Here is a 14428-nt window from a genome sequence, read left to right as displayed (position 1 = left end):
ATCACCTAAAATGTAAGCTAGGGTGTTATGGTTTCGATAAGTAAATCGTGACTTGCCACTGTAAAATAAAGGGAGCCGCAGGCGTGTCTGCTGCTTCCTTTTTTAAAATATAGATTCACACTTTCTATAATCCTTACATTTCTTTGAGAAACGTTGCCGATTTTTAAGGATAATAAGGTTGTTTATTCTTAAATTGCAAGTACTTTGTTGGTGTTTTGGGGCTGCTTTTGTTAGAATGAATTCATATGAGATTAATTGAGAGCCATGGGAGGTGCGAAAGCGATGATGACAAATAAAACAAAAGGTCGTCGTTTTCCTTTATTACCGCTAAGAGGTCTTCTTGTGTACCCAAGCATGGTTCTTCACTTGGATGTGGGCCGTGAGAAGTCAGTTCGGGCACTAGAAAAAGCTATGGTTGAAGATAATTTAATTCTTCTGTGTTCACAGTCGGAAGTGAATATTGAAGAGCCTGGTCAGGACGATATTTTTCGGGTCGGTACTGTCGCGAATGTGCGGCAAATGCTGAAGCTGCCAAACGGTACGATTCGTGTACTGGTTGAGGGTGTAGAACGAGCCGAAATTATTAATTATATCGATAATGATGAGTATTATGAGGTTATGGCGCGCGAGCTACCAGAAGAGGAAGATGGCAATCAAGAGTGTGACGCGCTGATGCGTACAGTACTTAATCAGTTCGAACACTATATAACGTTATCCAAAAAAGTGACACCAGAGACACTGGCTGCTGTATCCGATATTGAGGAGCCTGGTCGTCTTGCGGATGTCATTACGAGCCATTTATCGCTGAAGATTAAGGATAAGCAAGAAATTCTAGAGACGATTGATGTCAGTAAACGGCTAGAGAAGCTTCTTGATATTCTTAATAATGAGCGTGAAGTGCTGGAGCTTGAACGCAAGATCAATCAACGTGTGAAGAAGCAGATGGAGAAGACGCAGAAGGAATATTATTTGCGTGAGCAAATGAAAGCGATCCAGAAAGAACTCGGCGAGAAGGAAGGTCGGGTGGGAGAAGCGGAAGAGCTGCGGAATCTAATGGAAGAGAAGAATTTGCCTGAACGCGTGAAAGAGAAGATGGAGAAGGAAATCGATCGTCTGGAAAAAATGCCGGTGAGCTCAGCGGAAGGTGGCGTAATTCGCAATTATGTGGATTGGCTGTTGGGTCTTCCTTGGAATGAACAGACAGAAGATGACCTTGACATCAAGAAGGCAGAACAGGTACTTGATGAGGACCACTACGGTTTGGAAAAACCAAAGGAACGGGTATTGGAATATTTAGCTGTTCAGCAGTTGGTGAAGAAGCTAAAAGGTCCGATCCTATGTCTTGTAGGGCCTCCAGGTGTGGGCAAAACCTCACTCGCTCGTTCCATCGCCCGTTCACTTAATCGTAAGTTCGTTCGCATTTCGCTTGGCGGTGTGCGTGATGAAGCGGAGATCCGTGGTCATCGCCGGACTTATGTAGGTGCGATGCCGGGCCGAATCATTCAAGGGATGAAGACGGCGGGAACGATTAATCCGGTTATCCTGCTAGATGAGATTGATAAAATGGCTGCAGATTTCCGTGGCGACCCGTCTTCAGCATTGCTTGAGGTATTGGACCCAGAACAGAACAATACGTTCAGTGACCATTTCGTAGAGTTACCATTTGATTTATCAAACGTTATGTTTGTTACAACAGCGAATGTAGTGCATAACATTCCGCGTCCGCTGCTTGATCGGATGGAAATGTTATTTATTCCGGGTTATACGGAACTGGAGAAATTGCAGATCGGTAGCCGTTATCTATTGCCGAAGCAGAAGAAGAACCATGGTCTTGCAGAAGATCAACTGATCATCGAAGACGACAGTTTATTGCGTATCGTGCGCGAATATACTCGTGAATCCGGTGTGCGTAATTTGGAGCAGCAGATTGCAGCGTTATGCCGCAAAGCTGCGAAACAGATTGTGTCCAAGGAAAAAGAGAGTGTAGTCATTCTGCCGGATGACATCAAGGATTACTTAGGTGCATCGAAATACCGTTACGGTATGGCGGAGCTTGAAGATCAGATTGGCACAGTAACTGGACTGGCCTGGACTGAGGTTGGTGGCGATACGCTGCTGATCGAAGTGACTGTTGTGCAGGGAACGGGCAAGCTGACACTTACTGGACAACTGGGCGATGTAATGAAGGAGTCGGCGCAGGCCGCTTTCAGTTATACACGTTCGAAGGCGGAGGAGCTGGGGCTCCAGCCCGATTTTTATGAGAAGATTGATATTCATATCCACATTCCTGAAGGTGCGATTCCGAAGGATGGCCCGTCTGCAGGGATTACGATTGCTACCGCATTGATCTCCGCACTTACGAAGCGTTATGTTTCGAAGGACGTGGCCATGACCGGTGAGATCACCCTGCGTGGACGTGTATTGCCGATCGGTGGACTGAAAGAAAAGTCTTTAGCTGCACACCGTGCTGGATATAAAAAGATCCTTCTTCCCAAAGACAATGAACGTGACCTGAAAGAAATTCCAGAGAGCGTACGCAATGATGTGGAGTTCATACCAGTATCTAACATGGATCAGGTCTTGCATCATGCGTTAGTTGAGCATCATAATGAAATTAGCAGTGAGCCACCGAGTAGTGTGCATTAGAAAGGAAGTCCTATGAAAGTTAATATTGCCGAATTTATAATCAGTGCCGTTGGACCTGATCAATACCCTGATGATGCTTTGCCAGAGGTTGCTCTGGCAGGGCGCTCCAATGTAGGGAAGTCATCCCTCATTAACCGAATGATTAACCGCAAGAATCTGGCTCGGACAAGCTCCACTCCAGGTAAGACCCAGCATATGAACTATTACCGTATCAATGAAGACACCATGTATTTTGTTGACTTTCCAGGTTACGGATATGCTAAAGTGTCGAAGACGCAACGTGCAACATGGGGCAAGATGGTGGAAAAATATCTATCTGAGCGCGATACGTTGAAGCTTGTTCTGCTCATCGTGGATCTGCGTCATCCGCCGACCAGCAATGATAAGATGATGTTCGACTGGTTGAAGCATTATGATCTTCCTATGTGTGTAGTAGCGACTAAGGCAGATAAGATTCCGAAGACTCGCTGGCAAAAGCATATCAAGATCATGAAGCAGGAGCTTGGCGTGCTGCCAGGGGATAATTTCATTCCATTCTCTTCAGAGATTGGCCTTGGTAAAGAAGAACTTTGGGGATTGATTGATGGGTATGTTCTCTCCTCTCCAGATTCTGAAGATGCTGAAATAGATGGAAATGAACCTCAACAAGAGGAACCTACTGAAGCATAAGACAAGAACTCATTTACAATCAAGCAACCATTCCATTTGGGAATGGTTGTATTTTTTTGTGGGTAAAACTAAATTTTCTATGTGAAGGGACCGATAGATAACATATGAAAGATATCCATTGCCACATCTTACCCTTTATGGATGACGGAGCTACTGATTGGGAATCCGCTCTCGCCATGGCGCAAGACGCCTATAGGGACGGGATTACATCCGTCATTGCCACACCACATCACGCCAACGGTCAATATATGAATAACTCCGCTAGTATAAGAGAAGCAGTGGATCTGATGAATGAGAAACTTCGTCAGCATGGCAATCCACTGCTTGTTCTTCCAGGTCAGGAAATCAGAGTGTACGGAGATTTACTGGATGATCTGGAGCGGGGGCAACTGCTAAGTCTTGCAGACTCGCGGTATATTTTGCTAGAAATGCCTTCTTCACGAGTCCCACGCAACATGGAAGAAATCTGTCACGAGTTGATCATTCAAGGGTTCGTTCCGGTCATCGCCCATCCGGAGCGTAATGCTGAAGTAGCTGCCGATCCTTCTAAGTTAGAAAGATTGATAGAACTGGGATCACTCGGTCAGGTAACCGCACAAAGTCTTGCAGGCGTCTTCGGGAATAAACTTCAGAAGCTATCCCTGGAGTTATGTCGTAGAAATGCAGTACATGTGTTGGCCTCTGATGCACATGACAGTGTTCACCGTCCTTTTGGATTAAATGCTGCTTATGTGGTTTTAGAGAAAGAATTAGGTCCTGGGATGCGCGACTATATGCGCGAGAACTCTCAGCAAATTGTGGCAAATGGAGAGGTTATTCGTGGTAATCACGTACAAAAAAGGGGGAATCGACACAAATTGTTTGGCATTTTTTCCCGAAAGGGCTGACTAATCTACCTAATAGTGGTAGAATGGGTTTTATTGGGTGAATCGTTGATATACGTAATAGTGCAGACATAAGGTGAAATAGTCTAGGACTATAGTAACAAAAGGAATTTAAATACATATAAAGAGGTGGATATTTAGTGACTTTGAAAAAGAAACTAGTAGTATCAACATTGGCAGTTAGCATGGCAGCGGTTGCAGTAGCAGGACTTCCGCTTAGCAGCAAAGGATTAGCAGCTCAGTTTGGAATCGTTGGAACAGCATCCGCTGCAACTAGCGTGGATTTTGCAAGCTTGAAGGAGCGCGCAACGAAGCTTTACAGCACGCTTACTGATGCTGATAAGCAGACGCTTCGTGATTTCCGTACTGAGCTTCAAAGTCTTTCACGTGAACAACTGGAAAAAGATTTCGCACCTGTTTTGGCTCAACTTAAGCTTAGCGATGCAGAAAAAACTACATTGTTTGATCTCTACTTAGAAGTAGTATCGTCTATCTATACTCCGGATTTATCGGCAGTTACTGATATTCTGAAGTCCCCTAAGTATGAGGCTTATCAAGCGCTACTGAAGGAAATCGGTAAACAAGCTGGTGTTACAGATCTTTCGGTTGAAGAAGTTTATAGCTTTATCTTTGGTTCAAACGGCGTTGAACAGAAGCTAATTAACTTGCTAAAAGGAAAATCAGAATCAGATCTGGCAGACCTTATTATTCATCCGAATAGTGAATTGGCAAATCAAGTGAAGACTATTGTTCTCGACAGCACCATTGGTACCGCCAACTATTCCTTGAGAGCGTCTCTTGCAAATCTTAAGATTACTAAAGATATGATTGCGGCAACCAAGAATAATGTTGAATCCAGACTTACCAATGAAAAAGCAGCCGCTTTAGTTCTGGCGAAAGCTTACTATAACGCGTATCTGAAACCAACTACACCTACTAAACCAACTGATCCTAGCACGCCTGGATCTTCCAACTCCGGTTCAGATTTTACAACGAAACCACTAACTGTAGATCAGAAATTGGCAGCTGCAGCTACTTATGATGTATCTAAACTGGTACAAGTAGTAGATGGTAAAGCAACTGTGAAATTGGTAGATACCGATACAATCAATGCATTGGCTAATCTTGCTGCTGCAGCTAAAGCTGCCGGCAAAGAAGGAACTGCCCTTACGCTGACATTGAATCTTGGTACAATCACTGCGCCTACTGTTGAAGTTCCATTGTCCAAAGCTATTGTTGAAGCAGCTAAGACTAATGGTATTGCGAATATCGCAGTAACCTTTAATGGCGTAACCGTAACAATTCCAGTGAGTCAGTTCAGCACAGCAATCGCATTGACTGTAACAACTGCTAAACCAGAAGTGGTAACTTCCGTTACAAAATTGAAATTGGCTTCGGATGTATACGAGTTCGGACTTAGTGTGGATGGTGTAGCAACAAGCACATTCAAACAACCAATCACCATCAAACTTCCGCTTAAGAATACTGATGGTCTTGATAAAGAATTACTGTCCGTAGCGAAGCTTGTATACGGTAGCCTGCAATTCCAAGGTGGTGTACTTTCCGGAGAGTTCATCGTAGAACCGCGTGATACCTTCTCTTCCTATGCCGTACTTGAGAATAAAGTAAACTTTACGGATATTGCTAGTGTACAAGCATGGGCTGGCAGACAAATTCAAGTCGTAGCTGCAAAAGGTGCGATTGAAGGCGTAGGCGAAGGTAAATTCGCACCGAAGAGCAATGTAACTCGTGCAGAGTTCGCTAAAATGCTGATTCGTGCGCTTAACCTAGAGAACAATTCAGCTATACAAAGCTTTAGCGATGTAAGTTCAACGGCTTGGTATGCACCGTATGTAGCAGTTGCAGCAGAAAAAGGAATCATTACTGGACGCAGTGCGGCTAAGTTCGATCCTAATGCAACCATCACACGTGCAGAGATGGCAACAATGATCTCTCGTGCAGTGAAATCTATCAATCCGGCTGCAACAACGAATGTAACGGCAATCAGCCAATTCTCCGATGCTGCTAAGATCAGCGCATCTTTGAGAGATGGCGTAGCATTCGCAGCAGATCATAACTTGGTTATCGGAAATGCTGGTAAGTTCAACCCGAACGATACAGCAACTCGTGCTGAAGCAGCAGTAATTATCTACCGTACCATTAACTTCAAGTAAGTAAATAAAAAAGTATAGTATACAGCCTCCTCTCATGTAGGTGAGAGGAGGCAATTTTTTGCCAATAGGGAAGTGCTGTAATATAGTAACGAAATATTTCAGAAATAGCTTGGAGGTAATTACACTTGTCATCACAAGAATTGGATCTTCGCGATTATTTTCAGATCGTCAGGAAGAGACTATGGCTGATTGTTAGCATAGTTGTTTTGGTGTGCGGTGTTGCTGGTGTGTACAGTCTGTATATTAAGAATCCGGTGTATGAAGCATCCACTAAGATTATTGTTAACCAGACTCCGACTCAATCGGCAGCAGCGCAGCTTGATTTGAACCAGATTAATACTAATATTCAATTGATTAATACGTATAAGGAAATTATTAAGACTCCGGCCATCCTTGATATTGTTACGAGAGATTATCCGCAGTTCAATATTACTGCAGAAGAGCTGTTGAAGAAGGTTAATGTGAGCTCCGTCAATAATACGCAGGTGATGACACTTGTCGTTCGAGATAATTCGTATCAGCGAGCCGCTGAAATCGTGAATGCCATTTCACTTGTATTCAAGGATGAGATTCCTAACCTATTTAACGTGGAGAACGTATCGATTCTGAATGAGGCCAAAGTGAATCCACTTAACGAACCAGGACCCGTAGAACCGAATGTCTTAATGAATATGGCTATAGCTTTCATTGTTTCCTTGATGATTGGTTTAGGGATTGCTTTCCTGCTGGAATATATGGATGATACGCTGAAGACTGAAGCCGATATTGAGAAATATCTTGGTCTACCAACGATTGCTATGATTACAAGATTGGGTTCAGAAGAAAACAAACAAGGCGCAACACAGGCACAGACGCAAACATCCAGAAAGGCGGGCGAACTCGAACATGTCACAGCTGCCAAATAAACAAAGACATCTGATTACCGTTACGAACCCTCGCTCCCCTGTATCTGAAGCGTTTCGCGCGCTACGCACGAATATTGATTTTTCCTCTGTAGATGAGACTATTCAAGTAATAATGGTAACTTCGTCCGGACCGGAGGAAGGTAAATCAACTGTTTCTGCTAATTTAGCTGCGGCTTACGCACAGGCAGATAAGAAGGTATTGTTGATTGACGGTGATTTGCGGAAACCGACAGCACATAAGACTTTTTCGCTTAGTAACCGATTTGGGCTATCTTCACTACTGTCGCAGCAGGCGGTTCTTGAGGATACTGTCCAAGATTCTGGTGTTTCCAATCTTTCCATTATGACCTCAGGACCGATTCCTCCGAACCCAGCAGAAATGATGGCTTCTAATCGGATGAGTACTCTTTTGCAAGACTTGCGCCAGCGTTATGATGTCATTCTTATTGATACTCCACCGTTATTGGCGGTTACAGATGCGCAGATCATGGCTTCCAAGAGTGATGGTGTCATTATGGTTGTCAGCTATGGCAAGGTGAAACGCGATATTGCTGTAAAAGCTAAAGCTAACCTTGATCGTGTAGGTGCGAAAATGCTTGGCGTGGTTCTCAATAATGTAAAACGTAAAGCCAGCGAAGGTTACTATTACTACTACTATGGAAATTGATTTGTTCTTTAACAATAATGTTGTTTTTGGAGGCACTGAAAATGACAGCGAAATCTAGAGTGATTCTTTTATTCTTCATTGATCTTGCGATCATTTGGTTCAGTATTGTGACATCTTATTTGTTTCGGTACCCTAACCATGCTCTTCAGGAATACGTTGTACAGATGCTGCAATTTGGTTTGATTGCAACATTTGCATTCGGTGGAAGCCTGATATACTTCGGTCTTTACCGAAGAATGTGGCAATATGCCAGTATCGGTGAGATTATATCGGTTTCTAAAGCTATTGTAGTAGGGTCTTTATTTTCATTTGCACTGGCTTATCTAATTTTGCCGGATAGAGTACCTCTTGCCATAGAAGTTCGGTCGATGGAGACTATTCTTTTATTAGTAGGTGGAGTTCGATTTTTGTGGAGAGTACTTCATAATGATCGAATCAATTACAAAGACACTAAGACCCATACACTAATTGTAGGTGCAGGCGATTGTGGAATATTAATTGCTCGGGAAATGATGGGACCTTCTTTTGCTCATACCAAGCTAGTAGGTTTCATTGATGATAGTATCAATAAATATCATATGTCTATACTGGGTGTGCCAGTGTTAGGCAATCGTTACGCGATTCCCGCTATTGTGAAAGAACGGGAAATTCATGAGATTATTATCGCCATGCCTTCCGTTTCACGAACTGAAATCTCTGAAATTATCAATCTTGCAAAGAAGACAGGTGCTAAGCTAAAGATTATACCAGCACTTAACGATCTGATCGCGGGAAAAATATCAGTGAAGAAACTGCGAGATGTTAGCGTTGAAGATTTGCTAGGCCGTGAGCCGATTATAGCGGATTTGAACAGTATCCTAGGGTATGTCCACCACAAGACTGTGTTAGTTACGGGGGCTGGTGGATCTATTGGTTCAGAGCTCTGTCGGCAGATTGCCCCATTTGGTCCCGATAAGCTAATGTTACTTGGACACGGAGAGAACAGCATTTATATGATTGAAATGGAGCTTCGTAAGAAGTTTCCTGATCTGAATATTGTTACCGTGATTGCGGATGTACAGGACCGCAATCGGATGATGGACATATTCAGCAGCCATAAGCCACATGTTGTCTTTCATGCGGCAGCACATAAACACGTCCCATTGATGGAGCGGAACCCTTCCGAAGCCATTAAGAATAACGTCTTCGGAACAAGGAATGTTGCGGATTGTGCAGATAAATATGGTGCGGAGAGATTTGTAATGATTTCTTCGGATAAAGCGGTTAACCCAACGAGTGTGATGGGTGCAACTAAGCGTATTGCTGAAATGTATGTACAAAGTCTACATACCACAAGTAGAACAAAGTTCTCAGCCGTGCGTTTTGGGAACGTGCTTGGCAGTCGTGGAAGTGTAATCCCGGCCTTTAAAGAGCAGATTGCTGCTGGTGGTCCGGTTACTGTTACTCATCCAGAAATGGTCCGTTATTTTATGACGATTCCAGAAGCTGTTCAGCTTGTAATCCAGTCGGGTTCTTTTGCCAAAGGTGGCGAAGTGTTCATTCTGGATATGGGAGAACCCGTAAAGATTCTAACGTTAGCGGAAGATTTGATTACTCTCTCAGGTTATGAACCTTATAGGGATATTGATATTCAGTTCTCCGGTATTCGTGAGGGCGAGAAGTTATATGAAGAACTGTTAACAGATGAAGAGAATTTAGGTTCTACAGATCATGGGAGAATCTTTATCGGTAGACCTAATGTGATAAGTCTGAATCAGCTAGAACTGGAATTCAAACGTTTGGAACGTGTTCTCGCTGAAGAACCTGAAGTTATTCGCGAAATAATCAATCAGATTGTGCCGATGCAGCCCGTTGCCCAAGTTGCTATCAGCTAATTTATTCATAAAGGGGATACTTAAATGTTCAACAAACGATGGAAAAAGATCCTTTTATGGACGCTGTCAATCATTGTAGTTCTGGGTGTAGGTGGTCTGTTCGCTGCTAATTATGCTGTGGATAAGCTGATGAATTCAATGGCAGATGGTTTTGATCTGGAGTCTGAGGATCAAGTTAATGGTGGTCAAGATCAAGGAACTACACCTGAAGATACAGTAGTGGATGATAAAGTCGATTCTGAAGCGTCTGCAACACCTGCTCCATCAACAGATGATATGGGAAGCAAAGATACTGTGGAATCTGGAAAAGATACAACAGCTTCTACTACTAGTGAACCTACGAAAACACCATCAACAGATTCGAAAGATGGCTCTTCAGATGGATATACGGCACAGGTTTCAACAGATAAAGCTAAAGAAATTCAAGAGAATGTAACGATGAAGGATAAGGCAGATGTAGCCGCTATTGTGCTCGGTCAACTAAGTGTATCCGATATTAATAGGTTAAAGGATTTGGCCAAAGGTGGCTTAACTATTGACGAGAAGCGGGAAGCACGCAGTATCATCCTCGGTAAGGTTTCCGAAGAACAATACAATGAGCTTTCACAGGTTGCTAAGAAATATGGCGTGAGTCAAGGGAAGACACGTGATCAAGTCCTTAAAGAGGAACAATCAAAAGCGAAAGAAAAGGGAAGTGAATAAGTATGTCTAAAGCAACGCTACCAGTCATAGCTCTATCGTTAATAGCTTCAATAGGGTTAGCACCCTTAACGGCATCCGCGCCTATTTCCGTATCAGCAGCGGCGGTACCTAGTGCAACAACTAAGACGGCAACAACTACGGTCAAAGTACAAAGTATGAACGTGAATATGATTTTTGATGGAGTGAGTATTTGGACCCCTGCAGGTCAATATGTATTCATGTACAACAATACAACTTATGTTCCATTACGGTTTATGTCGTATGCCTTGCAGAAGAGTGTAAGCTGGGATGCTAAGAACGTTAAGGTTACTGTAGCAGAGCCTAATAGTTCAGAGCTGGTAGTGATTAAAGAGTACCTAATGAATGCAACCAACGGGAATAGTGCTTCAGCAGTATCTAAGAATCTTGTACTCAATCAAGTTAAGGCAAGTTATGTATTTAACGGTGCTACCAAGGCATTACCTACTGGACAATCCAGCTTTATCTTGAATGGCTCCTTATATGTCCCTCTACGTTTTTTATCGGAATCTGTAGGTCATAACATTAGCTGGGATCAGAAGTCGAAAACCATTACTGCTGCTTCTAAGGCGTATCAAGAGCAAGGTGGCGCTAAGGGTCCATCTCCAGTAGCGACACCAGCACCAACCGGCACAACAGGTGGTGTAGCAGGAGGTGGTGCTGGGACTGGGACTGGGACTGGAAAGGTATCTTATGAATCTATCACCAGTGATGCAGAAGCTAAACTTGTTGCACTTGAAAATCAAAGTACATCAACATTAATGAGCATAGCATTTGAGTATATTGCAGCATCAGATGAAGCAAGTAAGAAGAGCATTAAAGCCAGAGGTGTACAGCAGCTAGCATCATTTACCGCTGATTTCAACAGTATAATCGCTGACACTGAACAAAAACTGAACAGTAACGGATATAGTACGGAGATTATTAGTCAGTATAAAAGTAAATTTGAAGCGACGCTTCAGTCAGGGAAAAATGCGGCTGAGGCAATGAAAAACTAAACAAGATCACACGATCATCTCTATGTCTTTGACATAGAGATTATGTACATAGATTACATAGATAGAAAATAGTAACTTAAAGGATCAGGTGAATTTATGAGACCTTATGTTTACGTGAAACAAACCATTGATTTTCTGCTGGCTTTAATCGGAATGTTAGTGTTATGGCCGGTTTTCTTGATCATTGCGATTGCGATTAAGACAAGCTCAAAAGGCCCTATCTTATTTAAACAAAAGCGATTAGGTAAAAATAAATCGGAATTCTACATCCTTAAATTTAGAACCATGCGAACGGACACTCCTAATGATATGCCAACTCATCTATTGAAGGATCCGGATTTCTTTATTACTAAAGTAGGTAAGTTCCTAAGAAAAACAAGCTTGGACGAACTACCTCAGATTATTAATATCCTCAAAGGTGAAATGAGTATCGTTGGACCCCGCCCTGCGTTGTGGAATCAGTATGATTTGATAGCTGAACGTGGTAAGTACGGGGCAAATGATATCAAACCTGGACTGACTGGGTGGGCACAGATTAATGGTCGAGATGAGCTAGAGATTGATATTAAGGCTAGGCTTGATGGGGAGTATGTTGCAGGTCTTTCTTTTATGTTTGATATAAAAGTGTTTTTTATGACGATCCTAAGTGTTCTGAAATCGGATGGTGTAAAAGAAGGAACAACCAAAAAGGAAGTGTCTTCTACTAAAGGGGTAACCTTATAAAATGGGCAAACGAAAGATATTAATTACTGGTAAAGGTAGTTACGTTGGTACAAATGTTATAAAGTGGCTGGAGCAATGGCCAGATCAATACGAGGTTGATGAGATATCTGTCAGAGGAACTGCTTGGAAGGAGCATGACTTCTCGCAGTACGATGTACTGCTACATGTGGCCGCTGTAGTTCATCAAAAGGAAAGGTCTGAAATGAGAGAGCTGTACTTTAAGGTGAATAAAGATTTACCTATCGAAATAGCTAAGAAAGCTAAAAAATCCGGTGTAGGTCAATTCATTTTTATGAGTACTATGGCTGTCTATGGAGAAGAAGGTCTAATTGGGAAACAGTTAGTTGTAGATAAAAATACTCAGCCTAATCCTAAAAGTTATTATGGTGAAACGAAGATAAAGGCAGAATATGAATTAAAAAAAATAACCAAAACAAATTTAAAGCTTGTTATACTGCGGCCGCCTATAATATATGGACCCGATTGTCCTGGCAATTATGCGAAGTTAGAATATTTAGCATCGAAGACTCCTATATTTCCAATAGTAGATAATCAAAGAAGTATGTTACATATTGATAAATTATGTGATTTTATTAAAGGATATATTGATCATGAAACAGATGGAGTTTTCTTCCCTCAGGATGAGAACTATGTAAATACAAGCCTATTAGTAAGAAATATTGCAGAAAAGAACGGCAAGAGGATTTTTATGTCTAAATTATTAGGCATGATTATTTTGATGATAGGACGGAGAATTAATTTATTCAAAAAGATATTTGGGAATTTAGTTTACGAGAGATTAGATTGATTGAATTTTTTAGTTTTTTAGAAGAAAGTGGTTAATAAGGTAGATGATTTAGAAGGATTATAGATGAATTTATTAATAAATGACAAATATCAATAATATTTCAAGCGGTTGCAATACTTGGATTTTTATCGCATCAATACTTTATTATTTGTCTAGAAACATGAGGAGGTCAATGATTACATGACTACAGCCGTGAGAATTATATGAAGAATGTAAAATATTCAGTATTGATGTCAGTTTATCATAAAGAAAATCCAACTTTTCTTAGGGAAAGTATATCAAGCATGCTACAACAAAGTATTGTGCCGGATGAAATCGTGCTAGTAAAAGACGGATTATTGACTGATGAACTTGAACGAGTAATAAACGAGTTTGAGAATAATGAAACATTAAAATTAGTTTCATTAAAGAAAAATGTTGGTTTAGGAATGGCGTTGAATATTGGTTTGAAAGAATGCAAAAATGAGCTTGTAGCTCGAATGGATACTGATGATGTATCTGAAATAAATAGGTGTGAAAAGCAATTGTATGAATTTGAAGAAAATTCAAACTTGAGTGTTCTTGGTTCAGCTGTTGCTGAATTTATTGGGAATTCAAGAAATGTTATAGCGTACAAAGAAGTGAAAAGTGATTTTCCGGAGATCATGAAACAAATGAAATATAGAAATCCAATGAATCATCCAACTGTAATGTTTAAAAAGGCAGATGTCTTAAAGGTTGGAGGTTATGAAGATTGGTTATTAAATGAAGACTATTATCTCTGGATAAGAATGATAGAGCATGGCTTTGTATTTCAAAATATTGATGAGCCTCTAGTGAAGATGAGGATAACTAATGATACCTATCTAAGGAGAGGTGGATGGAAATATTTCATAACGCAAAAACGTTTGTTTGATTATATGCTACAGAAAAAATATATCAATATTTTTGAATACATATACAATAATTCACTTAGAATAGTAGCTCGAATATTGATACCTAATAGATTCAGGAAATTTTTGTATTTAAAAATGCTTAGAAGTAAGGGAGTAAACACTTGATTGAAAATAAAGTACATTACGTTTGGGTGGGTAAAGGGCAGAAATCAGAAGGATAAAAATAAAAAGAGAAAGTGTTTTAGCCCATTGCTTCACTTATTCTACTATTAGTTGCATATAATGGAAAAAAATCAAACACCCACATTAACTGTTGTGAAAATGATCTAGGAGAGAGCAATGTGAAGAATAATAAAGGTATGGTAAGCGTAATAGTTCCTATATATAATAGCCAAGAATATTTGAATGATTTGGTTAATAGTTTGAGTGCGCAATCTTATTCAAATTTTGAAGTTATATTTGTTAATGATGGTTCTACTGATGAT

Annotated in this window: 13 protein-coding genes; all 13 read left to right on the top strand. The window is 41.2% G+C overall.

The annotated features are described in order from the left end of the window. The first annotated feature begins 282 nt into the window (after window positions 1–282). Window positions 283–2646, top strand: a complete 2364-nt coding sequence (lon, locus tag ACWNM1_RS22905) for an endopeptidase La (protein ID WP_449602765.1) — start codon at window positions 283–285, stop codon at window positions 2644–2646. Between the two features lie 12 nt (window positions 2647–2658). Then, a complete protein-coding gene (gene yihA, locus ACWNM1_RS22900; RefSeq protein WP_449602764.1) occupies window positions 2659–3315 on the top strand; it encodes a ribosome biogenesis GTP-binding protein YihA/YsxC in 657 nt (218 codons plus the stop codon). A gap of 104 nt (window positions 3316–3419) precedes the next feature. After that, window positions 3420–4202: a tyrosine-protein phosphatase gene (locus ACWNM1_RS22895; protein ID WP_340972545.1), complete on the top strand. Its 783-nt coding sequence runs from the start codon at window positions 3420–3422 to the stop codon at window positions 4200–4202. A 137-nt stretch (window positions 4203–4339) separates the two neighbouring features. Continuing rightward, window positions 4340–6373, top strand: a complete 2034-nt coding sequence (locus ACWNM1_RS22890) for an S-layer homology domain-containing protein (RefSeq protein WP_449602763.1) — start codon at window positions 4340–4342, stop codon at window positions 6371–6373. A 125-nt stretch (window positions 6374–6498) separates the two neighbouring features. After that, on the top strand, window positions 6499–7278 hold the full coding sequence (locus ACWNM1_RS22885; protein WP_449602762.1) for a YveK family protein: 780 nt from the start codon (window positions 6499–6501) through the stop codon (window positions 7276–7278). Further along, window positions 7259–7945 (top strand): CpsD/CapB family tyrosine-protein kinase, encoded by a 687-nt coding sequence (locus tag ACWNM1_RS22880; protein WP_042191248.1) that lies wholly within the window; start codon window positions 7259–7261, stop codon window positions 7943–7945. Before ACWNM1_RS22885 ends, ACWNM1_RS22880 begins: the two co-directional genes overlap by 20 nt. A gap of 41 nt (window positions 7946–7986) precedes the next feature. Next, entirely contained in the window at window positions 7987–9819 is a 1833-nt protein-coding gene (locus ACWNM1_RS22875; protein ID WP_449602761.1) for a polysaccharide biosynthesis protein, read from the top strand. Window positions 9820–9843: 24 nt separating this feature from the next. Further along, a complete protein-coding gene (locus ACWNM1_RS22870) occupies window positions 9844–10521 on the top strand; it encodes a hypothetical protein (protein WP_449602760.1) in 678 nt (225 codons plus the stop codon). Between the two features lie 2 nt (window positions 10522–10523). Then, a complete protein-coding gene (locus ACWNM1_RS22865; RefSeq protein ID WP_449602759.1) occupies window positions 10524–11537 on the top strand; it encodes a copper amine oxidase N-terminal domain-containing protein in 1014 nt (337 codons plus the stop codon). Between the two features lie 96 nt (window positions 11538–11633). After that, window positions 11634–12260: a sugar transferase gene (locus ACWNM1_RS22860; RefSeq protein WP_449602758.1), complete on the top strand. Its 627-nt coding sequence runs from the start codon at window positions 11634–11636 to the stop codon at window positions 12258–12260. A gap of 1 nt (window position 12261) precedes the next feature. Then, window positions 12262–13068 carry an NAD-dependent epimerase/dehydratase family protein gene (locus ACWNM1_RS22855; RefSeq protein ID WP_449602757.1) on the top strand — a complete coding sequence of 269 codons (807 nt, stop codon included), beginning with the start codon at window positions 12262–12264 and terminating at the stop codon, window positions 13066–13068. Window positions 13069–13271: 203 nt separating this feature from the next. Then, window positions 13272–14108, top strand: a complete 837-nt coding sequence (locus tag ACWNM1_RS22850; protein ID WP_449602756.1) for a glycosyltransferase — start codon at window positions 13272–13274, stop codon at window positions 14106–14108. 194 nt (window positions 14109–14302) lie between these two features. Continuing rightward, on the top strand, window positions 14303–14428 hold a 126-nt coding region (locus ACWNM1_RS22845; RefSeq protein ID WP_449602782.1), incomplete at its 3' end, for a glycosyltransferase family 2 protein.

It is taken from the genome of Paenibacillus sp. Marseille-Q9583, assembly GCF_976954365.1.
Note: the sequence above shows the minus strand (reverse complement) of the source record. Positions and strands in the feature narration are given on the sequence as shown.

What these genes read in the sequence shown, in the direction of transcription:
- lon (WP_449602765.1), top strand. Translation starts at nt 283, where the DNA reads ATGATGACAAATAAAACAAAAGGTCGTCGTTTTCCTTTATTACCGCTA.
- yihA (WP_449602764.1), top strand. Translation starts at nt 2,659, where the DNA reads ATGAAAGTTAATATTGCCGAATTTATAATCAGTGCCGTTGGACCTGAT.
- ACWNM1_RS22895 (WP_340972545.1), top strand. Translation starts at nt 3,420, where the DNA reads ATGAAAGATATCCATTGCCACATCTTACCCTTTATGGATGACGGAGCT.
- ACWNM1_RS22880 (WP_042191248.1), top strand. Translation starts at nt 7,259, where the DNA reads ATGTCACAGCTGCCAAATAAACAAAGACATCTGATTACCGTTACGAAC.
- ACWNM1_RS22875 (WP_449602761.1), top strand. Translation starts at nt 7,987, where the DNA reads ATGACAGCGAAATCTAGAGTGATTCTTTTATTCTTCATTGATCTTGCG.
- ACWNM1_RS22870 (WP_449602760.1), top strand. Translation starts at nt 9,844, where the DNA reads ATGTTCAACAAACGATGGAAAAAGATCCTTTTATGGACGCTGTCAATC.
- ACWNM1_RS22865 (WP_449602759.1), top strand. Translation starts at nt 10,524, where the DNA reads ATGTCTAAAGCAACGCTACCAGTCATAGCTCTATCGTTAATAGCTTCA.
- ACWNM1_RS22860 (WP_449602758.1), top strand. Translation starts at nt 11,634, where the DNA reads ATGAGACCTTATGTTTACGTGAAACAAACCATTGATTTTCTGCTGGCT.
- ACWNM1_RS22855 (WP_449602757.1), top strand. Translation starts at nt 12,262, where the DNA reads ATGGGCAAACGAAAGATATTAATTACTGGTAAAGGTAGTTACGTTGGT.
- ACWNM1_RS22850 (WP_449602756.1), top strand. Translation starts at nt 13,272, where the DNA reads ATGAAGAATGTAAAATATTCAGTATTGATGTCAGTTTATCATAAAGAA.